At 61.8% G+C, this 23,671-nt stretch carries 16 protein-coding genes; 5 read left to right on the top strand and 11 right to left on the bottom strand.

Features of this window, described 5'->3' with window-relative positions:
• Window positions 1-222 precede the first annotated feature (222 nt).
• The gene (locus tag PF1751_RS04000) at window positions 223-1,386 is read left to right on the top strand and encodes a type III PLP-dependent enzyme (RefSeq protein ID WP_010213203.1); all 1,164 of its coding nucleotides are present in this window, start codon (window positions 223-225) and stop codon (window positions 1,384-1,386) included.
• Between the two features lie 49 nt (window positions 1,387-1,435).
• Here PF1751_RS04000 and PF1751_RS03995 read toward each other — a convergent pair whose 3' ends face one another.
• Entirely contained in the window at window positions 1,436-2,188 is a 753-nt protein-coding gene (locus PF1751_RS03995; RefSeq protein WP_042571069.1) for a tetratricopeptide repeat protein, read from the bottom strand.
• Between the two features lie 2 nt (window positions 2,189-2,190).
• A complete protein-coding gene (locus PF1751_RS03990; protein ID WP_044286640.1) occupies window positions 2,191-2,871 on the bottom strand; it encodes a Fe2+-dependent dioxygenase in 681 nt (226 codons plus the stop codon).
• Between the two features lie 204 nt (window positions 2,872-3,075).
• On the opposite strand from PF1751_RS03990, the gene PF1751_RS03985 reads away from it, so the two are divergent.
• Window positions 3,076-5,361, top strand: coding sequence for a TonB-dependent receptor (locus tag PF1751_RS03985; protein WP_038452691.1), 2,286 nt, complete (start codon window positions 3,076-3,078; stop codon window positions 5,359-5,361).
• 136 nt (window positions 5,362-5,497) lie between these two features.
• Window positions 5,498-8,023: a PepSY domain-containing protein gene (locus PF1751_RS03980; RefSeq protein WP_021491902.1), complete on the top strand. Its 2,526-nt coding sequence runs from the start codon at window positions 5,498-5,500 to the stop codon at window positions 8,021-8,023.
• 99 nt (window positions 8,024-8,122) lie between these two features.
• Here PF1751_RS03980 and PF1751_RS03975 read toward each other — a convergent pair whose 3' ends face one another.
• The 4 genes from PF1751_RS03975 to ptsP are packed head-to-tail and all read right to left on the bottom strand — an operon-like array spanning window position 8,123 to window position 15,209.
• Window positions 8,123-9,664 (bottom strand): alkaline phosphatase D family protein, encoded by a 1,542-nt coding sequence (locus PF1751_RS03975; protein WP_044286639.1) that lies wholly within the window; start codon window positions 9,662-9,664, stop codon window positions 8,123-8,125.
• A gap of 44 nt (window positions 9,665-9,708) precedes the next feature.
• Window positions 9,709-11,418 (bottom strand): PTS fructose-like transporter subunit IIB, encoded by a 1,710-nt coding sequence (locus PF1751_RS03970; RefSeq protein WP_010213212.1) that lies wholly within the window; start codon window positions 11,416-11,418, stop codon window positions 9,709-9,711.
• Between the two features lie 11 nt (window positions 11,419-11,429).
• Window positions 11,430-12,350: a 1-phosphofructokinase gene (gene pfkB, locus PF1751_RS03965; protein WP_010213213.1), complete on the bottom strand. Its 921-nt coding sequence runs from the start codon at window positions 12,348-12,350 to the stop codon at window positions 11,430-11,432.
• Window positions 12,351-15,209, bottom strand: a complete 2,859-nt coding sequence (ptsP, locus tag PF1751_RS03960; protein ID WP_010213215.1) for a phosphoenolpyruvate--protein phosphotransferase — start codon at window positions 15,207-15,209, stop codon at window positions 12,351-12,353.
• 293 nt (window positions 15,210-15,502) lie between these two features.
• Here ptsP and cra point away from each other — a divergent pair, with 293 nt between their 5' ends.
• Complete coding sequence (cra, locus tag PF1751_RS03955) at window positions 15,503-16,498, top strand: catabolite repressor/activator (protein WP_010213216.1); 996 nt, start codon at window positions 15,503-15,505, stop codon at window positions 16,496-16,498.
• A 2-nt stretch (window positions 16,499-16,500) separates the two neighbouring features.
• On the top strand, window positions 16,501-17,277 hold the full coding sequence (locus PF1751_RS03950; protein WP_021491907.1) for a TatD family hydrolase: 777 nt from the start codon (window positions 16,501-16,503) through the stop codon (window positions 17,275-17,277).
• Here PF1751_RS03950 and PF1751_RS03945 read toward each other — a convergent pair.
• From PF1751_RS03945 to PF1751_RS03925, 5 genes are all read right to left on the bottom strand, one after another.
• Window positions 17,224-17,655 (bottom strand): hypothetical protein, encoded by a 432-nt coding sequence (locus PF1751_RS03945; protein WP_021491908.1) that lies wholly within the window; start codon window positions 17,653-17,655, stop codon window positions 17,224-17,226. The two genes, PF1751_RS03950 and PF1751_RS03945, sit on opposite strands and share 54 nt — an antisense overlap.
• A gap of 126 nt (window positions 17,656-17,781) precedes the next feature.
• Window positions 17,782-18,486 carry a methyl-accepting chemotaxis protein gene (locus tag PF1751_RS29775; RefSeq protein ID WP_392397730.1) on the bottom strand — a complete coding sequence of 235 codons (705 nt, stop codon included), beginning with the start codon at window positions 18,484-18,486 and terminating at the stop codon, window positions 17,782-17,784.
• A gap of 1,439 nt (window positions 18,487-19,925) precedes the next feature.
• Complete coding sequence (gene ampE, locus PF1751_RS03935) at window positions 19,926-20,762, bottom strand: regulatory signaling modulator protein AmpE (protein ID WP_044286637.1); 837 nt, start codon at window positions 20,760-20,762, stop codon at window positions 19,926-19,928.
• Window positions 20,759-21,322 (bottom strand): 1,6-anhydro-N-acetylmuramyl-L-alanine amidase AmpD, encoded by a 564-nt coding sequence (ampD, locus tag PF1751_RS03930; protein WP_044286636.1) that lies wholly within the window; start codon window positions 21,320-21,322, stop codon window positions 20,759-20,761. The genes ampE and ampD overlap by 4 nt, the downstream gene beginning before the upstream one ends.
• Before the next feature lie 61 nt (window positions 21,323-21,383).
• A complete protein-coding gene (locus tag PF1751_RS03925; RefSeq protein ID WP_044286635.1) occupies window positions 21,384-23,507 on the bottom strand; it encodes a DUF1631 domain-containing protein in 2,124 nt (707 codons plus the stop codon).
• Window positions 23,508-23,671: the final 164 nt, after the last annotated feature.

Genomic DNA, 23,671 nt, shown 5'->3' with positions numbered 1-23,671 from the left:
GGCCTCTCACGTCCTAAAGTTCGCGCCGAACGTCCATGCTGGAAACGATCCATCCGGCTCAAGTACTGACGACGAGACAGCAAGGCCAAGGGAAGCGGTTAGTCCCATGGCCTTTTTGCTTTCGGCGACATGCCTTGGGAAGTAGGCGAACCAAAGTGGGGATACGGAGGACGTTCAGTTGCACCCATTGATTACTACAGTTTGCCCTTAGGAGTTCCCAGCATGTCGATCAACGTCGAAGACTATTTCGCGCGCGCCACTTTTGACAAAATGAAGGCGTTCGCCGACAAGCAAGAAACCCCATTCGTGGTGATCGACACCGCGATGATCAGCCAGGCCTACGATGACCTGCGCGCCGGTTTCGAATTCGCCAAGGTCTATTACGCGGTCAAGGCCAACCCAGCCGTCGAGATCATCGACCTGCTCAAAGAGAAGGGTTCGAGCTTCGACATCGCCTCGATCTACGAGCTGGATAAAGTGATGGATCGCGGCGTCAGCGCCGACCGTATCAGCTACGGCAACACCATCAAGAAATCCAAGGACATCCGCTACTTCTACGAGAAGGGCGTGCGTCTGTTCTCCACCGACTCCGAAGCCGACCTGCGCAACATCGCCAAGGCCGCACCGGGCTCGAAAGTGTATGTGCGTATCCTCACCGAAGGCTCGACCACGGCTGACTGGCCTTTGTCGCGCAAATTCGGCTGCCAGACCGACATGGCCATGGACCTGCTGATCCTCGCCCGTGACCTGGGCCTGGTGCCTTACGGCATCTCGTTCCACGTCGGCTCGCAACAGCGCGACATCAGCGTGTGGGACGCGGCGATCGCCAAGGTCAAAGTGATCTTCGAACGCCTGAAGGAAGAAGACGGCATTCACCTCAAGCTGATCAACATGGGTGGCGGCTTCCCGGCCAACTACATCACCCGCACCAACAGCCTGGAAACCTACGCCGAAGAAATCATCCGCTTCCTCAAGGAGGATTTCGGCGACGACCTGCCGGAAATCATCCTGGAGCCAGGCCGTTCGTTGATCGCCAACGCCGGTATCCTGGTCAGCGAAGTGGTGCTGGTGGCGCGTAAATCCCGTACCGCCGTCGAGCGTTGGGTGTACACGGATGTGGGCAAGTTCTCCGGCCTGATCGAAACCATGGACGAAGCCATCAAGTTCCCGATCTGGACCGAGAAGAAAGGCGAGATGGAAGAAGTGGTCATCGCCGGCCCGACCTGTGACAGCGCCGACATCATGTACGAGAACTACAAGTACGGCCTGCCGCTGAACCTGGCGATTGGTGATCGTCTGTACTGGTTGTCGACTGGTGCGTACACCACCAGCTACAGCGCGGTTGAGTTCAATGGCTTTCCGCCGTTGAAATCGTTCTACGTCTGATCATCCCTCCCGGGAACGATCAACCGCTGTAGGAGCCGGCTGCCGGCTCCTACAGGTTCAGGTGTGTGGCGCGCTCTTTGTAAGCCTCTGCCATCGCCCGAATCTGCGGATCATTCGCTGCTGCCAGTGCCTTGTGCGCCGTGCGCAGGAACTTCAGATTCCCGCCCGCCAATGCCTTGCGCAGCCACGCCAGCGCCGCCTCGATTTGACCGCTGTCAGCCAACACCGCCGCATAGCTGAATTGCCCGCGAAAATCCCCGGCTTCGGCTGAGCGTCGATACCAATCCACGGCAGCGTCCAGGTCCCGTGGGCAGAACTGGCCCTCTTCCAGATAACGCCCCACCAAGTTCATCGACTTGGCATGCCCCTGCTCCGCCGCCTGACGGTAGAAGGCCAGTGCCTGTTGTTGGTCTTCAGCGACGCCGCGTCCGGTCGCCAGCAGATTGGCATAGTTGTATTGACCCCAATCCAGGCCGGCCTTTGCTGCCATCCGGTATTCCCGCGCAGCGGCCACCTCATCGACGGCACACCCCCAGCCATGCTCCTGGCAACGGCCTGCCATATTGCGTGCCATCAAGTGCCCGCTTTGGGCTGCAATCCGGAACCAGCGCAAGGCCAGCGCTTCATCGCGCGCAATGCCACGCCCTTCCAGCAGGATCTGCCCGAGCAGCGCCTGGGCATCCACCGCGCCCTCCTTCGCCGCGATCAGGATCGCCTGGGCGGCACGGACGGGGGAATCGTCAAGCATGCTCTGCAGCTGCTCAACGTTGAGCACTTCTTCGCGGCGCAATAAAAAGCCCATGCTCAGACCTCGACCCAGCGGCGCAGCAAGTTGTGATACGTGCCGGTGAGTTGGATCAACGCAGGGTGGTCGGGCACATCGGCGCTCAGTTGCTGGATCGCGCCGTCCATCTCGAACAGCAGGGTGCGCTGGCTGTCTTCGCGCACCAGGCTTTGGGTCCAGAAGAACGAGGCATAGCGCGCACCGCGGGTCACGGCGTTGACTTTATGCAGGCTGGAACCGGGATACAGCACCATGTCGCCGGCCTGCAGCTTCACACGCTGCAGGCCGAAGGTGTCCTGGATCTCCAGCTCGCCGCCGTCGTATTCATCGGGGTCGCTGAAAAACAAGGTGGACGACAAATCGGTGCGCACGCGTTCGTGGCTGCCTTTGGGCTGGCGCACGGCGTTGTCGATGTGAAAATCAAAACTGCCGCCTGCGGTGTAGCAGTTGAGCAACGGCGGGAAGACCTTGTGCGGTAACGCTGCCGACATAAACAACGGGTTCTGCCACAAGCGCTCCAGCATCGCCGCACCGATTTCCTTGGCCAGAGGGTGGCCTTCAGGCAATTGCAGGTTGTGCTTGGCTTTGGCGGACTGGTGCCCGGCGGTGATTTTACCGTCGGCCCAATCGGCGTTTTCCAAGGCTTGGCGAATGCGCTGCACTTCCTCACGAGAGAACAGGCCGGGGATGTGCAGCAGCATGGGCAATACCTGAATTCGGAAAGGCGCCAATGGTATTGATTCTTATCCGCCCTGTAAAACGCCGGGACGAACGAGTCCGTAAAAACCGTAAGTCAAAAGTGTAAAGAATGTAAATTTAGTGCAATTAGCAATGTATCGCAATTGATAGAAAGTCGTGTTCACCCTATATTCCGCCGCCTCACATCCTTGGGGAAGGGACACGTCATGTCGCGCACCATTACAAAAATACCTGCCAGTTCACCTCGCATGTTGGCCTCGGCCATCGGCGTTGCCCTCAGCGCCAGCGCTATCGCCCATCAGGCGCAGGCGGCTGAAGACACTGAACAAAAAGGCCAGCGCAACAGCATCTCCCTCGGCGCCACCAGCATCACCGGGGAAGAACAGGACAACACCTCCTACCAAGTGGAAAAAGCCTCGTCGCAGAAATACACCGCGCCCTTGGTGGACACACCGCGCTCGGTCACCGTGGTGCCGCAACAAGTGCTCAAGGACACCGCCGCCACGTCGTTACAGGATGCCTTGCGCACCGTACCGGGCATCACGTTCGGTGCCGGTGAAGGCGGCAACCCTCAGGGCGACCGCCCGTTCATCCGTGGTTTTGACGCCCAGGGCGACACATACCTGGACGGCGTGCGCGATACCGGCGGCCAGAGCCGTGAGATTTTCGACATCGAATCGATCGAAGTCAGCAAAGGCCCGAACTCTTCGTTCGGCGGTCGTGGCTCGGCCGGTGGCAGCCTCAACCTGGTGAGCAAAACCCCACAAGCGCGGGACTTCACCAACGGCGGCTTCACCTATGGTTCCGACCAGACCCGCCGCTACGTGCTCGACGTGAACCGTCAGTTCCTCGACGACAGCGCCGCGTTCCGCCTGAACCTGATGAGCCACGAACAGAACGTCGCCGGCCGCGACGCAGTGAATTACGACCGTTGGGGCGTAGCGCCGTCGCTGACGTTCGGCCTGGGCACCCCTACCCGCGTCAACCTCAGCTACTACCACATGGAAAGCGACGACCTGCCGGATTCGGGGATTCCTTATGGCTACGGCTCATCGACCGCCACTGCCCACGTGCATGACAAACCCAACGACGGCGGCGACAGCAACAATTTCTACGGCCTCAAGGATCGCGACTTCCGCAAGACCCGCGCCGATATCAGCACGTTCTCCATCGAGCACGACCTGAACGACAACATGACGCTGAAAAACACCCTGCGCCATGGCAGCACTGGCCAGGATTACATCCTGACGCAGCCGGACGACAGCAAATTCAACGTCAACCGGTTCGGCACCGTGTGGCGCCGCGCCAACAGCCGGGTCTCGACCACAACCACCACCACCAACCAGACGGACTTGTTTGGCAGCTTCCAGGCTTTGGGCTTCAAGCACAGCTACTCCACCGGCCTGGAGTTCACCGGCGAAGAAACCCGCGTGAGCAACTACACCATCAGCCCCAACACCAACCCGGTCTGCACCGTGGCCAAAGGCAGCCTGGGCGGCCAGTGCACCTCCCTGAGCAACCCGAACCCGGATGACGCCTGGACCGGCAGCATCGCGCGCAACTATTACGGCACCGCCACCAAGGCCACCAGCCGTGGCGCCTATGTGTTCGACACCATCGAGCTGGACCCGAAATGGTTGCTGAACGTCGGCCTGCGCTACGACACCTTCGACACCGTTGCCAACACCGACTCCGCGACCGGCCGCAGCAAAATCAAAGAAGACAGCCAATTCTTCAACTGGCAAGCCGGCCTGGTCTGGAAACCGGTGGAAAACGCCAGCATCTATGCCTCCTACGCCACGTCGGCGACGCCTGCCGGTGGCCTGGTCGGTGAAGGTTCGGACGGCAACCCGCTGTCTGCCGGTGCCGCCAGCAGCGACCTGCAGCCGGAAGAGACCGTCAACTACGAGTTGGGCACCAAGTGGGACCTGTTCCACGATCGCCTGTCTCTGACCGCTGCAGTGTTCCGTACCGAGAAGAAAAACACGCGCATCCTGGTCGACGCCCTGACCTATCAGAACGCAGGTGAGTCCCAAGTCGACGGCGTGGAATTGTCCGCCAGCGGCAAGATCACCGACCAATGGCAGGTGTTCGCCGGCTACAGCTACCTCGACAGCGAGCTGGTCAAATCCGGCCTGAACGGCCGCAACGGTGTGGTCAGCTCGGGGTCGAACAAAGGCAATCAAATGCCCAATACGCCGAAGAACACCTTCAGCCTGTGGACCACCTACGACGTCACCTCCAAGCTCACCATCGGCGGTGGCGCGTTCTACGTCGACCAGGTTTATGGCGATGCAGGCAACACCGTTTACGTACCGTCCTACACCCGCTACGACGCCATGGCCAGCTACAAACTGACCAAGAACGTCGACCTGCAATTGAACGTGCAAAACCTGACGGACAAGCTGTATTACGACAAAGCCTTCTCGACGCACTTCGCCAATCAGGCGGCCGGTCGTACGGCGCTGTTGACCACCAGTTTCCACTTCTAAACAGCACTACCACGCAGCAAAAAGCCCCACGCATCGGATGCGTGGGGCTTTTGCGTGTTAAACAGAATGTTTCTCGACATGGCACGGCATAATGCGCGCCGTGCCCTACATATCCGGATAGACGAGGCGGTCAGACGTGTTGAAGAAAACCCTGTTCCAGTTGCACTGGTTCTTCGGCATTACCGCCGGGCTGGTGCTGGCCTTGATGGGGATCACCGGGGCTGCGGTCTCGTTTCAGGATGAAATACTGCGGGCGCTCAACCCCAGCGTACTGACCGTGCAAACACGCGAAGCCGGCGTACTGCCGCCCGCCGAGCTGGTGCGCAAACTGGAAGCGACCGAAGGCAAGACCGTGGCCATGCTGTTCGTGGAGAGCGAAAGCGGCAACGCCGCCCGCGTGTTCTTCACCCCGCCGCCCGGTGAACGCCGTGGCCAGTTGCGCTATTTCGATCCCTACACCGGCAACTACCTGGGCGATGTGGTCGGCCAGGAGGTCTTCGGGTTCCTGCTGCAGTTCCACCGCTTCCTGGTGATGGGCGATATCGGGCGCAACATCACCGGCGCGTGCACGCTGATCCTGGTGTTCTTCTGCCTCTCCGGTGTGTACCTGCGCTGGCCGCGCCAGGTGGCGAGCTGGCGTGCCTGGCTGACCTTGGATTGGCGCAAAAAGGGCCGTGCCTTTAATTGGGACCTGCACTCGGTATTCGGCACCTGGTGCCTGTTGGCCTACCTGCTGTCGGCGCTGACCGGGTTGTATTGGTCCTACGACTGGTACAGCCAGGGCCTGACCAAACTGCTGTCCGATGCCCCACAGAATGAACGCGTGCGCAAACGCGGACCGGCCCCCGAAGGCCCGGCGCCCGTGGCCAATTACGATGCGATCTGGAGCAGTATCTACAGCAACGCCGGCCCAGGCTTGAGTGCCTACAATATCCGCATGCCGGCCGTCGCCGGGCAACCTGCCATCGTTTACTACCTGCTGGACAACTCGCCCCATGACCGTGCGCTGAACCAGATCAACCTGGACCCGGCAACTGGCGAGGTCAAATCCCACGACCGCTACGCCAGCAAAACCCTCGGTTCCCAACTGCTGACCAGCGTCTACGCGCTGCACACCGGAAGCTACTTCGGCCTGGTGGGGCGGATCATTCTCACGCTCAGTTCAGTGCTGATGCCGTTGTTCTTCATTACCGGCTGGCTGTTGTACCTGGATCGGCGTCGCAAGAAACGCCAGGTGCGTGACGCGCGTAAAGGCCTCACGGCCAACACCAGCGATGCTCCGCCATGGTTGATCGGCTTTGCCAGCCAGAGCGGTTTTGCCGAGCAACTGGCCTGGCAGACAGCCGGCCAATTGCAGGCGGCCGGCTTGCCGGTGAAGGTGCAGTCCCTGGGCAGTGTCAGCCAGGATGACCTGCGCCAGTCGGCAAATGCGCTGTTCGTGGTCAGTACCTTCGGCGACGGCGAAGCGCCCGACAGCGCCCGCGGTTTCGAGCGCAGTGTGCTCGGTCAGGACCTGTCCCTAAAGGGCTTGAACTACTCGGTACTGGCCCTGGGTGATCGTCAATACGAACACTTCTGCGGCTTCGCGCGGCGCCTGCATTTCTGGCTGACCAACCAGGGCGGCAACGCGCTGTTTGCCCCGGTGGAAGTCGACAGCGGCGACACCACTGCCCTGCTGCACTGGCAACAACAACTCGGCCAGCTCACCGGTCACGCCCCGGCGGCCGCTTGGCCGACCGCCCAATACGAAAACTGGACGCTGTGTCAGCGCACCCTGCTCAACCGCGACAGCGCAGGTTCCGGTGTCTATTTACTGGGCCTCACCTCGCCTTCGCCACACAGCTGGCAAGCCGGTGACCTGGTGGAAGTGCTGCCGCGCAACTGCCCCTGGGCCATCGAGCACTTCCTCGAAGGCCTGGGTCTGGCCGGCAGCAACGGCGTGTTGATCGACGGCATGGCGCACACCCTCGACCAGGCTTTGGCCACTCGCCAATTGCCGACGCATCGCGCTCACCTGGTCGGCCTGCACGCCCAGGCGCTGGTGGACGCGCTGGTGCCCCTGGGAATGCGCGAATATTCCATCGCCTCGATTCCCAGCGATGGCGTACTCGAATTGATCGTCCGCCAGGAACGCCACCCCGATGGCAGCCTGGGCCTGGGGTCAGGCTGGCTCACCGAACATGCCGCCCTCGGCTCAAGCATCAGCCTGCGCCTGCGCCGCAACAGTGGTTTTCATCTACCAGACATCCCCGTGCCACTGATCCTGCTGGGCAACGGCACCGGCCTGGCCGGCCTGCGCAGCTTGCTCAAGGCGCGTGTTGCCGATGGCCAGCAGCGCAACTGGCTGCTGTTTGGGGAGCGCAATATCGCCCATGATTTCCTGTGCCAGGACGAGTTGCAGGGCTGGTTGGCCAGCGGTGACCTGGCGTTGCTCGATCTGGCGTTTTCTCGCGATCAGGAAGAGAAAATCTACGTGCAGGATCGCCTGCGGGAGTCAGCCGACGTGTTGCGTAAGTGGCTGAGCGACGGCGCGGCGATTTATGTGTGCGGGAGTCTGCAAGGCATGGCGGCCGGGGTGGATCAGGCGTTGGTGGACATACTCGGCAGTGAGGCCGTGGAGCGGCTGATCGAACAAGGCCGTTATCGTCGCGACGTCTACTGATTGGCAACGGTGGGAGCTGGCTTGCCTGCGACAGCGAGGGTGAATTCACTAGCGCTATCGCAGGCAAGCCAACTCCCGCCGTTTTCATTGCATTCCAAATCAGGCGGGTTGCAGCGTTTGCTCGAACACTGAGACCCCATCCAAATCCCGCAGGATGACGGTCAACTCCGCCGTCTGCCCATCTATCTGCACCTCGCCAAAAAACTGAAACCCGGCGAATGGCGACGTGTTTTGCGCCGGTGGTGCCTTCTCGAACACCACTTCAGGCCCAAAGGTCTTATCCAATGGATTAGGCCCGAAGCTCCCCGCGTTCAACGGCCCGGCCACAAACTCCCAGAACGGCTCAAAATCCTGGAACGCCGCACGATCCGGGTGATAGTGATGTGCCGCGCAGTAATGCACATCCGCCGTCAGCCATACGTGGTTGCGCACCTTCTGCGCCCTTAAAAAACCCAGCAGCTCGGCAATTTCCAACTCACGCCCTTGCGGTGCGCCAGGGTCGTTGTTGGCAATCGCTTCCCAGCGCGGTACGCCGGGGCTTACTTCGCCGTCGGGTACACCCAGCCCAATGGGCATGTCCGCCGCGATGACTTTCCACTGCGCCTGCGACCCCTTGAGTTCACGCTTGAGCCAGTCCAATTGCTCCCGGCCCAGGAAGGGTTTTTCAGCGCCCAGGTTGTCATCGTTCGGCCCGCGATAGCTGCGCATATCCAGCACGAACACCTCCAGCAACGGCCCATAGCTGAGCTTGCGATAAATCCGCCCGCCGCCATCGGCGCTCTGCCGGCGCATCGGTGAATATTCCAGCCACGCCTGGCGTGCACGGCCGACCAAGGTGTTGATGTCCTTGACCTGGTAACGCTCATCCAACTGCTTGCTCGGCGACCAGTTGTTCACCACTTCATGGTCGTCCCACTGCCAGATCTGCGGCACTTCGGCGTTGAAGCGACGGACATTTTCGTCCATCAGGTTGTAGCGGTAATTACCGCGATATTCATCCAGGGTTTCGGCGACTTTGCTCTTGGCTTCGGTGGTGATATTGCGCCAGATACGTCCGCTTTCGGTCGTCAGTTGCGCCGGTACCGGGCCGTCGGCATAGATGGTGTCGCCACTGTGGATAAAAAAGTCCGGCAAACGCAGGCGCATGGCTTCATAGATGCGCATGCCGCCAATGTCCGGGTTGATGCCGAAGCCTTGGCCGACGGTGTCGCCGCTCCACACGAAACGAATATCGCGGCGCTGTTGCGGCACACTGCGCAGGTGGCCGAACCACGGCTCGCTGGCGACGCCGGTTTGGGCATCTTCGAAATGCACGCGGTAGAAAATCGCCTGATCGGCGGGCAGTCCGGTGAGTTCGACGCGGGCAGTGAAGTCGGTCCGGTTATCGGCCAGGGCCGAGATGAATTTGCGCGGGTTGCTGAACACGCTGCGGGTGTCCCACTCCACCACCATGCGCGCCGGGCGATCGCTGCGGCTCCAGATCATGGCGCGATCACCGAGCAGATCGCCGGACTGCACGCCGTCGGTGAGTTGCGGCCGGTCCTTCACAGAGGCGATCACCGCCGGGGCCAGGCCCGGCAGCAACAGGCCGGCGCCGACGGCTTGCATCACGCGGCGGCGGCCGAGATCGAAGTGGCTCATGCAGGTGCCCTCTTGAGTATCAAAAGGGCCACTACAGCATGGGGTTATGACACGGGTGCGACAGTCAGCTCTTGCGCTTCCGGACGTTTGATCAAGGCGTACACCAGACCGGTCAGCAAGCTGCCCGCGACAATCGCCAGCAGGTACAGCAGCGCATGGTTCATCGCATTCGGGATGACCAGCACCGCCAGGCCGCCGTGGGGCGCCGCGAGCTTGCAACCAAAGTACATCGACAGCGCGCCGGCCAACGCGCCACCGGCGATGCTGGCCGGGATCACGCGCAGCGGGTCTTTGGCCGCAAAGGGAATCGCGCCTTCGGAGATAAACACCATCCCCAGAATGATCGCCGCCTTGCCGGCCTCGCGCTCTGTTTGGGCAAACTTGCGGCGTGCCAGGAACGTAGCGATGCCCATGCCGATCGGCGGCACCATGCCGGCCGCCATGGTGGCGGCAATCGGCGCGCCACTGTGCGCCGCCAGCATGCCGACGGAAAACGCATAGGCTGCCTTGTTGATCGGCCCACCGAGGTCGACGCACATCATGCCGCCCAACAGAATGCCCAGCAGCACGGCGTTAGTGGTGCCCATGGTGTTGAGGAATTCCGTCAGGCCCACAAGCATGCGCGCCACCGGTGGCCCGACCAGGTAGATCATCGCCAGGCCGGTGAACAGGCTCGCCAGCAACGGGATGATCAGGATCGGCTTGAGCGCATCCAGGCTTTGCGGCAACTGCACCGCGCGGGTGATCAGCTTGACGCAATAACCGGCGAGGAAACCGGCAAATATCCCGCCGATAAAACCAGCGCCCAAGGTGGTCGCCAGCAACCCGCCGATCATGCCGGGGGCCAACGCAGGACGGTCGGCAATGGAATAAGCGATGTAGCCCGCCAGCAGCGGCACCATCAACATGAAGGCCTGATCGCCGACGGTTTTCAAGGCAGCAGCCAGTGTGCCTTTCTCTTCAAAAGCAGTGATGCCGAACATGAAGGACAACGCAATCAACAACCCGCCCGCCACCACCATCGGCAACATGAACGACACACCGGTCAGCAGGTGTTTGTAAACGCCGGTTTTTTCTTTCTTGGCCACGGCACCGCTGGCCGCACTTTCCACTGCGCCTTCAGCAAGGGCCTTGTTGAGGGTGGCTTCGGATTGCTTGAGGGCAATGCCGGTGCCGCAGCGGTAAATTTTCTTGCCGGCGAAGCGCTCGGTAGCGACTTCGATATCCGCCGCCAACAGCACCACATCGGCCTCAGCGATAGCCTGCGGGCTCAAGGGCGTGCGTGCGCCGACCGAGCCCTGGGTCTCGACCTGCAAGTCGTAGCCCAGCCGCTTGGCGGTCTGCTGCAAGGCTTCGGCGGCCATGAAGGTGTGCGCCACGCCCGTCGGACAAGCCGTGATTGCCACAATACGTGGTGCATTTTCAGCCGCCTGCTGCGTGGCGACATACACCTGGGCTTCTTCAGCGCCGCGACGCAATACCGCGTCGACATCCGCCAGCGCCTGGGCCGGCGTGCTCTGGAACACGCGCTTACCGACAAACCGCTGCATATCCACCGGGGTACTGCTGACCAACAACACCCATTCGGCATCGTCGATCGTGGCCTGGGAGAGCTGGCGTTCCGGGCGCTGCACATCCACCACTTCAACGCTGGTGCTCCAGCCCTGGCGCTGTGCGGCGGCGTCCAACAAGCGGGCGCACAGCACACTGGTGACCATGCCGTTCGGGCAGGCGGTAACAATGGCTAACTTCATCACAAACCCTCTTATTGTTCTGTCAGCGAGCGCACTTGAACGCCGCTTTCGAGACGCGCCAACTGCGCGTGATCGCTGATGCCAAAACCGATCTGCGTCACCGCCATCGCGGCAATCGCCGTGGCGCGGCGCAAGGTCTGTTCCGGCGTATCCCCGGTGAGCAGACCATGGAGCATACCGGCCAGCAGCGAATCGCCGGCGCCTACGGTGCTGGCGACCGTGACCTTGGGCGGTGTGGCCTGCAGCGCCGCATTTGGGCTGTACCAGCTCACGCCGGCGGCACCGTCGGAGACCACCACATGTTCGACACCTTGCCGGTGCAGTTGGCTGACCGCATCGGTGGCGTTATCCAGGGCTTCGGCCAGCTCTTCAGTATTGGGTTTGACCAGCCATGGGCCGGCCAGCAAACCCGCGCGCAGTGCTTCGCCGCTGGTGTCCAAAGCGACTTTCAAACCATAGCGTTTCAACTGCTCCAACAGCCCCTTGAACCACTGCGGGCTGACGCCGCGTGGCAAGCTGCCGGCCACCACCACCGCATCAAAGCCGGGAGCAATCTGCGCCAGTTTGTCCAGCAAGGCGTTCTGCGCCTGTTCTGTCACCTGCGGCCCCGGTGCATTGATGTCGGTGACCCGGCCATCCTGCTCGGCAATCTTGATATTGCTGCGGGTTTCACCGGGCACGCGGATAAACGCGTCGGTAAACCCACGCTGTGCAATGAGCGCTTCAAAGGCCTGGGGGTTGCCTTCACCGAGAAAGCCGCTCACGGTCAATTCATGGCCCAGGTCGGCCAGCACCTGCGCCACGTTCACACCCTTGCCGGCGGCGTGGGTCAGCAGGGTTTCGCTGCGGTTGACTTCACCCGGTTCCAGGCGCGCCAGGCGTACCGTCAGATCCAACGCCGGGTTCAGCGTCAGGGTCAGAATCCTTGCCATCTATACGGCCTCCACTAGGGCTCGCACTTCGGCAGGTGAGCCCACCGCCAGTGCTTTTTGCGCCAGGCCCTGGGCCTCGCTCAGACTGAATTCGCGCACGCGCGCCTTCACTTCGGGAATGCTGCGGGCGGACACGCTCAACTCATCCACCCCCAGGCCGACCAATACCGGCACTGCCAACGGGTCCGCCGCCAGCTCGCCGCACACGCCAACCCATTTGCCATGGGCATGGGCTGCACGCACGGTGATGTCGATCAGTTGCAACACTGCCGGGTGCAGGCCATCGGCCTGAGCGGACAGGGTCGGGTGGCCACGGTCGATGGCCAGGGTGTACTGGGTCAGATCGTTGGTGCCGACACTGAAGAAGTCCACTTCCTTGGCCAATACCGGCGCGAGCAACGCGGCCGACGGCACTTCGATCATGATGCCCAGTTGCAGGTCCGCCACCGGGATTTCCAGACGCAGGCGCTCGGTCATGTCACGGGCGGCGCGCCACTCATCGACGCTGCCGACCATGGGGAACATGATGCGCAGCGGACGGTTGTCCGCCGAGCGCAGCAGCGCCCTCAGTTGGGCTTCCATGATCTGCGGGCGTTGCAAGGTGAGACGAATGCCGCGCACGCCGAGGAAGGGGTTTTCCTCTTCGGCGATCGGCCAATAAGGCAGCGGTTTGTCGCCGCCCACATCGAGGGTGCGCACGACCAGCGGACGACCGGCGAGACCATCGAGGACGCGGCGGTATTCGGCTTCCTGGGTAGCCTCGTCCGGCGCTTGCGGATGGGCCATGAAGATCAGTTCGGTGCGCAGCAAGCCGATGCCTTCGGCGCCCTGCTCCACCGCGCTGGCGACGCCAGCGCTTTCGCCGATGTTGGCGAACACTTCCACGGCATGACCGTCACGGGTCAACGCGGGTTCGTGGCGTTGTGCCGAGGCCGCTTGCAGGCGTTGTTCGCGGGTGTCGCGCTCGACCGTGGCGCGTTGCAGGGTAGCGGCGTCGGCATCCACATGCAGGCGCCCGCGCTGGCCATCCAGCAACAACGGCGTACCTGCGGCCAACAGCAACACCGCCGGACCGGCGCCCACCAGCGCGGGAATACCGAGGGCGCGGGCGACAATGGCACTGTGGGCCGTCGCGCCGCCGCGGGCGGTGAGGATGCCAGCGACGCGCGCCGGATCAAGCCGGGCCACATCAGACGGACCGACTTCGTCCATCACCAGAATGTAAGGCTCACTCGGTTCCTGGGAGGTTTCGACGCCACACAGTTGCGCCAGCACACGACGGCCAATGTCACGCAGGTCGGCGGCACGCTCGGCGAGCAAGGCATCCTGCAACGACTCCTGCTGTTTGGCCGCCGCTTCGATCACACTCATCCATGCCGCCTCAGCGCTTTCGCCTTGCTTGAGGCGCGTGTCGACTTCGTCGGTGAGTTCCGGGTCGTCGAGCATTTCCTGGTGGGTGACGAAAATCTCGCGGATCGCCTTGGACTGGCTGCGTTCGATCAGCCCCTGGATATCGCGGCGCACATCGGCCAGGGCGCTGTGCAGACGCTCGCGCTCGATGGCGCAAGATTCGCCGCGCAGTGGGTAATCGAAGACTTGCAGAACCTGGATGTGCGCAGGGCCGATAGCGATGCCCGGCGCAGCGGCGATGGCCTGAACCTGGCTACCGGCCAAGGGTGCGCTGAGCTCCGGCTCGATATCGAGGACTTCAGGCTGGACGCTCAGGGTCGGCAGCGGCTCGACGTCTTCACCCAGGCCTTCTTCCACCGCTGCCAGCAGTGCGGGCAGCGCGTCGCCAGCAATGCTCGGTTCGGCGATAAATTCCAGCACCTGGCCGCGACGCGCGCCGAGGCTCAGCAATTTACTCAGGCTTTTCACCGACACGGCGCCCACCGGGCCATCGACGATGCGCACACGGAGATCGCCGTCAAAACTTTTCGCCAACTGCGCAAGGATCTTCGCCGGGCGCGCGTGCAGGCCGTGGGCGTTGGCCAGGGTAATGCGCGCAGCAGGCCAGTCTGGTGGCAATTCTCCACCGAGCACTTCAAGCACGGCGCGGCTGCTGGTGGCGCGGCCGAGTTCCTGGCCGCGACCTTCTATCAGCAAGGCGCATAAGCGTTCGAGCAGCGTCTGGTGGGCTTCCCCCAGGCTGGCCAGGCAGAACAGGCCATTGAGCGGCTGGCCGAGGTAGCGCATGGGTTTGTCCGGGGTGACAAACGCCAGGCCCGGGCGCTTGACGGTCTGCTCGCTGTGCAACCACCACAGGCCATCGCCCAGGGGCAGCGCATCGACCTGCTGCAACACGGCAGCGAAACCATTGCTCACACAATCGGCCTGACGCAACAGCCGTGCACCGCGCCATACCAGCTCTTCGAAGTCGTCAGCGGACACGCCCAGGCCGATCATCTGCGCATCCAGCGCCAGTTCCTGCGGCGCACCCTGCAGCAGTTTCAACAGCGCTTCGGCGCTACCGGCACGGCGCAGAGCCTGGCCCAGGTCGGTTTCACCGAGGGCGCGGGTGAGCAGTTGCAACAGGCGCAGGTGTTCGTCGGATTTGGCGGCAATGCCGATGGCCAGGTACACGATCTGGCCGTCCCCCCAGTCCACCCCTTCGGGAAACTGCAGCAGGCGCACACCGGTGGAGAACACCTGATCGCGCGTTTCGGGAGTGCCGTGGGGAATGGCAATGCCTTGACCGAGGAAGGTCGAGCCTTGGGCTTCACGGGCTTGCAAACCGCTGAGGTATCCCTCGGCGACCAGGCCGTCGGCCACCAGTTTTTCAGCGAGCAGGTGCAAGGCAGCAGATTTGTCCACGGCCACCTGGCCCATGGAAATCTGCTCTACAGTGAGCTCAAGCATGCCGTTCTCCTAGTTAGTGCGGTGGCGCACTAGGTATTGTTTTAAACAAACAGTGTAAAGGGTGTTCATGATTAACTGACTGAGTAGTCAATTGGCAGTAGCCACTCAGTCGCGAACGTCGTAAAAATACGCTGGCTGAAACGTTTAATCTAGATCTTATGGAAGACTACGCGTTAATTGCGCATCCTTGAAGAACCACTCGGCGCTTGAGCCAGGACATTGGTCGTGTACAGGAATCGGTTACGATTGGAGAAAATGTCGGGGCCCGCTCCAGAAAACAAGGAAATCCCGGTTTGAAACTCAGTGATATCGCCCGTCTTGCCGGTGTGTCCGTAACCACCGCCAGCTACGTCATCAACGGCAAGGCCGAACAGCAACGCATCAGCAACGCCACCGTCGAACGGGTGCGTGCTGTGGTCGAAGCCCATGGTTTTACCCCCAACCCTCAGGCCGCCGGGCTGCGCAGTCGGCACACGCGCACCTTGGGCTTTATCCTGCCCGACCTGGAAAACCCCAGTTACGCACGCATCGCCAAGCTTTTGGAGCAAGGTGCCCGGGCGCGCGGCTATCAACTGCTGATCGCCAGTTCCGACGACGATGCCGACAGCGAGCGTCAATTGCTGCAACTGTTCCGCGCCCGGCGGTGTGACGCGCTGTTTGTCGCCAGTTGCCTGCCGGCCAGCGATGACAGTTACCGCGAGCTGCAGGCCAAGGGTTTGCCGGTGATTGCCATCGACCGGGTGATGGGCGCAGATCAATTCTGCTCGGTGGTCAGCGACGACCGCCAAGCGTGCCTGCAATTGACCAGCAGCCTGTTGCAGCCCCTGCCCAAGCAGATCGTGCTGATCGGCGCGCGGCCCGAGCTGAGCATCAGCCAGGAGCGTGCCGCCGGTTTCCGTGAAGCGCTGGAAGGGTTCACCGGCGAGGTGATCGTCGAACACGGCGAAGCCTTCAGCCGCGACTGTGGCCGACAGTTGATGGAGCAACTTCTGCAGCAACTGGGGCACTTGCCTGACGCACTGGTGACCACGTCCTACGTGCTGCTGCAGGGCGTGTTCGACGCGCTGCATGACTTCCCACTCAAATCGCGGCCGCTGCGCCTGGGCACCTTTGGTGATACACAGTTGCTGGATTTCCTGCCGCTGCCGGTCAACGCCATGGCCCAGCAACATCAACTGATCGCCGAGACCGCGCTGCGCCTGGCCCTGGTCGCGGTCGAAGACGAGCAGTACCAACCCGGCGTGCATGCCATCGGCCGGACGTTCAAGCAGCGTATTCGCGAGGCTTGAGCGTGGAACTGATCGACACCCACACCCATTTGGACTTCCCGGATTTCGACAGCGATCGCCGGGAAGTCCTCGCTCACAGCCGAGCGCTGGGCGTGCGACGCATGGTGGTCCTTGGGGTGTATCAGCAGAATTGGCAGCGGCTGTGGGATCTGGTGCAAACGGACGAAGGCTTGTTCGCTGCGTTTGGCCTGCACCCGGTCTACCTCGATGACCATCGCCCCGCCGACCTGACGGAGCTCGGCGACTGGCTGACTCGCCTGCACGGTCACCGGCAACTGTGTGCGGTAGGCGAAATCGGGCTGGATTACTTCCTCGAACAGTTGGACCGCGAACGCCAGCAAAGCCTGTTTGAAGCCCAACTGAAACTGGCCGTGGACTTCCAGCTGCCGGCGCTGCTGCATGTCCGTCGTAGCCACGCGGACGTCATCGCTACCCTCAAGCGCATTCGCCTGCCCCGTGGCGGCATCATCCATGCGTTTGCCGGTAGCCGCGAAGAAGCCCGCGAATACATCAAGCTCGGCTTCAAACTCGGGCTGGGGGGCGCCGCCACTTGGCCTCAGGCCCTGCGCATGCACAAGGTGCTGGCCCACCTGCCGTTGGACGCCGTGGTACTGGAAACCGACTCACCGGATATGGCGCCCGCCATGTATCCCGGCCAGCGCAACAGCCCCGAACACCTGCCGGCTATCTGCACTGAGCTTGCCGAGCGCATGGGCATCAGCCCTCTATTGCTGGCTGAGGCGAGCACACGCAATGCGTGCGAGCTGTTCAACTGGTAGCGCGGGCGTTACCCGTTGCAGATTCAAGATCAGGCGCTGGCGGTGACGGGCGTATCGCAACACCAGCAAATGCACCAGTAAGACCACCAACGAGATGTTGAATTGGCCGATCACACTGATCAGCCCCACCCACTCCGCCACCAACGCCACGATCAGCACCATGCAGGTCAACACCACCATGCTCGGGCGCACCAGCGCCCACTGGTCCAGGGACCTGAACTGGCGCAACTGTCGAGGGCAGTTCAGTTGCAAGATCCATTGGCAGTAAGGGCAATCGAACGGTTCTTCGATGGCGATGGCGTTGAGTTGCCAAGGCTTGAGATTAAAGGTGATATCACAATGGGCGCAGTGCCCTTTGATGCCGATCGCAGCGGTCATCGCTGTGCCTCCCCCGGACTTGAAATCGAGTGAAACAAGTTTCACCCATTCACGGCTCCAGAAAAGAGACGCAGCAAAATCAGGACAAGCGCCACACCATGAAACGATAAATCCTACATTCAATTCTCATACCCGAAACGCGCCGATCAATTGTTTCAACTCAATCACCTGCAGCGACAGCTGTCGACTCGCCGCTTCGGTCTGATACGCGCCCTCGGCGGCATGCTCACCAGCCCGATTGATTTCAACGATGTTCTGGTCAATATCGTGGGCGACGGCGGTTTGTTGCTCCACAGCGGCGGCGATCTGCTGGTTTTGATCGACGATCATCCCGACGGCACCGAGGATATTTTCCAGGGCTTGCTGAACCCTTTCCGACTGCCCCACGGTGCCACTGGCCATATCATGACTGCTGCCCATGGCTTTCACGGCCGCCGCCACGCCGCTTTGCAAGCGGCTGATCATCTGCTCGATCTCCTCGGTGGAGTGCTGGGTACGGCGCGCCAGGGTCCGCACCTCATCGGCCACCACCGCAAACCCACGCCCTTGCTCGCCGGCGCGCGCGGCCTCGATGGCCGCGTTGAGCGCCAGCAAGTTGGTTTGTTCGGCGATGCTTTTGATCACTTCCAACACGCTGCTGATGGACTGGCTGTCGGTGGCCAGTTGGTTGATTACCTGCACCGACTGATCGATCTCCGTCGCCAGTCGCGCAATGCTGCCCTGCTGGGATTGCACCAGGCTGCGGCCGCTGACGGTTTCGTCGTTGACGCTGTGGGCACTGCTGACCGCCGCCGCCGCACTGCGCGCGACTTCCTGGGCAGTGGACGACATCTGGTTCATGGCCGTCGCCACCTGTTCGATCTGCATACGCTGCCCGGAAACGGCCTGGTTGCTCTGGGCCGAGACCGTCTCCACCTGCCCGGCCTGCAGCTCGACCTGACTGACGGTGTGCCCGACGCGCTCGATCAAGTCATGGATCTTCGCCACGGTGCCATTGAACACCTGGCCGAGGTCACCCAGCTCATCGCGGCTCTGCGCGACAAAGGTGACGGTCATGTCGCCGGCCGCGACCTTATCCATCATCGCGCCCAAGCGCCGCAAGGTGGTGCGCGTGGAGGCGTAGAAGCCTGCATACAAGTAGAAAATCAGCAGGAACACCGCGCTGAGGGCCGAGACCAGCACCACCATATGCGTACGGTTCTGTGCCAGGCGTTGCTCCAATTGCTGCCCGAGGAACGTCAGGGTGGCGTCATCCAACTGGTACGTCTGGGCCATCAATCGGCTGACGCCGTCGTAGAAATCCTGCCAGGGCGCGTCGAGGGTTTCGGCCATCACCACCTGTTCTTCAAACAACTCGCTGCCTTGCTTGAGGCTGGCGTTGCTGGACTTGGCCAGGCCGTCGAGAGCCGCATGGGCGGCTTTGCTGGAGCCCAAGGCATCTTGCAACTTCAGGCCATATTCGGCCTGGATTTTTTCCAATTGCTGCAACAGCTCGTCAAACCGTGTGCTGGACGACGAGTTGAGAAAACCCTGCCCCAGGGAATACGCGCCCATTGCTCGACCTTCACCCAGGGTCTGGGTGACGAGTGGGGTCACGCTGGTGATCAGCTCACTGAGTTGGCGCAGGTCGCTCTGGGGGTCGCGGCTCAAACCGGCTTGGCTGGCAATGATCTGGCTGAGCATCTGCGCCTTGTTGAGCAACTTGTCGATCAAAGCACTTTTGCTCAGCAACGACGTTTCCTGTTGCTGGGCCTTGAAGGCTGCGATCAACTCGTCGCGCTTGGCGTCAAAAGCGGCAATTTGCTCGGGCTCAGTCGCCATGGCGTTGAGGCTTTGCAGGCGGCTCAGCACGCTTTGTTCCAGGGCGCTGATCTTGCCCTCAAGATCGCCCGCCTTGCCGGACTGGCCCAGCGTGGCGTTGATCTGCACCTGGTTGTTGAGGGTTTCCAGGTCGCGGCGCAGGGCCAGGCTGCTACCGAGCAAATCAAGGCTCTGCAGCTCCACCCGCGTGCCCTGGTATTCGCGCCACGAATCACGCACCAGGTAATAGTTGGTCGCCAGCATCGGCAGCAGGAACAACACGCTGACCAAGCTGAACTTCATGCCGAAGCTCAGGCGGTTCATCAGCGCGACGGCGGGATAGAGCAAGCTCTTCACAGGTTAACTCCCTTTCTTTTATTTTTATCGAGGCGCAGGGCGGCAGTTAGCCAGCATCTGTATAGCTCAATTTGAAAGGGAGTTTTGTAACTTAAGGTTAATGAGATAGGGCGTTAAGGCAACACCGTCCAGATCGCAAACCCGGCGTACCACAGCACCGCCGCACGCAAAAGCAGTTCCCAGAGGCGGTCCAGGCTGTTGATGCCATCGGGGCCGACCGCCGGTGGCGGGATTTCAGCGGCGACCAGGCCGACTTTTTCCACCAGTTCGGCGGCGCTGATGTCCCAGCTCAACAGTTCGTGCAGCATCACGCGGCCCACGGCGACGAAGTTGCCCACCAGGGCAAAACTGGCTGCCAGCAGGCGCACCGGCAGCCAGTCAAATGCGTGGCGCAGTTGCCCGGCCCGCTCGGCCACCAGAGGGTTCTTGCTGTATTCACTGGCCAGTGCGAGCAAGCGATAAGCCAGCGCGGCAACCGGGCCCAACAGGAAGTACCAGAAAATCACCGCGAAAAAGCTCTGGTAGGCCTGCCACAACAGATGGCCCTGGACGCGTTCGAGCAACTGTTCACCACTGTCGGCGCTCAGATTCAGGTCACGCTCGGCGACATGCTCGGCGGCTTGCAGGTCGCCCCGTCGCCAGGCGTCGCGAAAGGGACCCAGCCCGGCGAGCAGATCACCACGGCCCAGGCTGTAGATCACCACCAGCAGGTGCACCGGCAGCGCTAACAGTCCGTAGGCCACCGGTTCCAGCACCAGCAGCAACAACGCCAGCAAGGCCACCGGTAATAACACCAGCAATGCCAGGATCAACCAGGGCTGCTTGCCCATGCGTGGGCTCGATTCCAGCTTGGCCAGTTCACGCAGCAAACCACCATCACGCTGTAACCGCTGGCGCAGGGCCGAGAACTTCTCGATCCATACGGCCAGCACCAACACCAGGAAACTCATCGTGCGTGTCCTCCATCCTGCAGGGCGCTGCGAAAGCGCGTCCAATCAAAAGCCGGGCCGGGATCGGTCTTGCGACCCGGAGCGATATCGCTGTGACCACAAATGCGCTGAGGCGTGATGCCGGGGTAAGCCGCCAGCAACTGGCGGGTCAGGTCGATCAACGACGCATATTGGGCGTCAGTAAACGGCTGGTCATCCGTGCCTTCGAGCTCAACCCCCAGGGAAAAGTCATTGCAGGTATCCCGACCCTCGAACTGTGAGATCCCGGCATGCCAGGCCCGGTCGAGACAGGACACAAACTGCGTCACCGCACCATCACGCTCAATCAGAAAATGCGCAGACACCCGTAGGTCGGCGATCCCTTCAAAGTAGGGATGTTCCGTGACATCCAGACGGTTCTGGAAGAATTCCTGCACTTTGCCGGTGGCGAACTGCGCCGGCGGCAGGCTGATGTTATGCACCACCAGCAGTGAGATTTCGCCGGCGGGGCGCTCGTTGTAGTTGGGCGAAGGGCAATGACGGATGCCTTTGCACCAACCGCTGGTGGGGTCCAACTGCATACAGGTTCCTTGAACGAGACAACATGTGACCAGTATGCCGCGTTCGCCCCTTCGGTTGCGATCACTTGCCGCGATTGAGTTGACGCAGTTTGCCCACGACGGCAGTCAAGGCACGCTCGAACAAGGGGCCAGCGTCCAGGGTGTGCAGCGCGCCCCGCTTGAACGCCACTGCCAGTTGGCCCGCGCTTTTCTCTAACACCTTGAGCCCCGTGCGGCTGGTGAAGACATAGGTGTCGGCCGGCGCCATGATCGCCGTCAGCCGGCAGCGCAGCGTAGTCGCTTCGCCTCCCTCGAACACCACCCAATCACCCACCTTGAGCTGTCGGGCTTTCAGCAGGTCGGGGTCGTTGTCCGGCAGATCGCGGACCGGATCGGGTAACGCAGAGGTCAGTACAAACGGCTCACGCACTTCGATCCATTCGTCGCCCCCGCCAGGGGCCTGGACATGCAAGGCCTGCAAACGCACGAAAAACTCGCGGGTGCTGAAGGGGTCGAACGCGGCGCTGGTCAATCCGTCGCGCAGGGCCTTGAGCAAGCCCGGCAGTTGCCCCAGCAAATGACGCCCGGCTTCGGTGTCTTGCTGCAGGCCGACGCTCCAGATCAGTTCGTCCATGGTGCGCAGCCCCGCCTGCCATTGCACCGACTGCTCGCCATGCTTGAGGCTGGCCAGCAACAGCACCTGGCTCCAGGCCTGCTGCAGGAATTGCACGACCGGACGCGGCAGCGTCTTGCCAAGCAGGCGTTTGTTCAGCACATCGGCCACGCGCTGACGCGCAGCTTCGGTGCGCACACGCCCGGCTTCGGCATCACGGGTGTGCTGTTCAAGCAAGTCGCTGCGCCGTCGCTCATCAGCGGTGAAGGCGCTGAACTCGGCGAGCAATTGGGAAAAGATCACCGGGTCTTCGACAAATTCATTGAGCAAGCGCTGCACTACCTGCTCGATGCGCAGGTACAGAGGGTCGCGCTGGCTGGCGCCCATGGCAGCGGTGGCGATTTCATTGAGCAGGCGTCGCGCCGGGTGGCTGGCTCGACTGAAAAGGCTCTTGTCCAGCACCGCCACTTTCAACATCGGGATCTGCAGGCGACCGATCAAGGCCTTGTAGGCATCGGGCACGGCCCGGTCGTTGAGGATGAATTCGAACAGCAACGCGACCAGGTTGATCACATCTTCGTCCGCCTCCTCCACCACCCGCGACTTACCGCTCTTGACGCTGACGCGGGTGAGCAACTGTTCAAGCTGGTTGCGCAGGTCGAAATCATCCTCGACCTCAGGCTCGGGTACATATTGCTGCAAGTGGGACAGCAGGCGCAGCAGGTCACGGGGGGAGATGGGCAAGGGTTCGGCGCAGGCTTCAAGGGTCGGCGCCACGCTACCGCGTACCGCGGTGAGCAACGGCTGCAGCGCGGCGAAGGCTTCCTGGCCATTTTCGTCGACAGGCGGCAAGGCTTCTTCGCGCGCAAGCTCGCGGGCCTCACGCGCCTCACGCCGGCGGGACGGTACGGCCTTGAGTTCAGGCAACACACCGGTCGCGACCAGCAATTGATTGGCTTCGCCGTACAGTTGGTCGGCGTCACTGAGTACGTATTTTTCAAACAGCTTGAGCATGATCAGTTTGACGCGGATCTCCACGCCCAGGCTGCGTCCCGCCCGCAGGAAGCACTCACACAGCAGCGCTGGCCCCAGTGGGTTCTCGCGATCATCCAGCTGGTTGCCGAGCAACGCGCTCAAGCGCGCCGTGAGTTGCCCCAAGGCCAGGCCGTCACGATGCCGCACCCGATCCAGCATTGCTTCAAGCGTAACGGCTTTTTCCAGGTCATCCCTGGACGAGCCCGGTGCCGCGTCGTAGGAAACCACTGGCACCAACTGCAATTCCCCCCGCCCTGCCTGACCCAGGCTGGCGAAGGCTTCAAACAGGCGCTCCATGAACACGCGCTCGAAATTCTTGCGCTTGAGGCGCAGGTCGCGCATGGCCTCGAAGAAAATATGATGGTCGAGGTTGTTGCGCGCCTTGTCGGCCATTTCGAACAAGGTGTCGTCGGCGTTATCGAACAGGTCCTGCAGCCCTTGCTGCAGCTGTTGCGCCGCCTTGTCGCGGACCTGCAGCAACACTACCGGCAGTCTGGCGAGCGGCGATGGCGTGGCGGACGCCTTATTGAAAGGCACCACCTTTGCGTCATTGTGCATCCTGGCCTCCTGAAACGGCGGTATCTTTCTGAACGTCAAAGCTATGACGCCAATTGCAAGGCGCTAGATTATCTGGCAAATGAGGGCAGGTGCGCCAGCAAACTCTGCCTTTGCACGGTAAATGAGTGGTGAGCCTGGGTTCGAACGCGCACTGCCCCTATAAT

This window comes from Pseudomonas simiae (assembly GCF_000934565.1).
Taxonomy (GTDB): Bacteria; Pseudomonadota; Gammaproteobacteria; order Pseudomonadales; family Pseudomonadaceae; genus Aquipseudomonas; species Aquipseudomonas simiae.
Note: the sequence above shows the minus strand (reverse complement) of the source record. Positions and strands in the feature narration are given on the sequence as shown.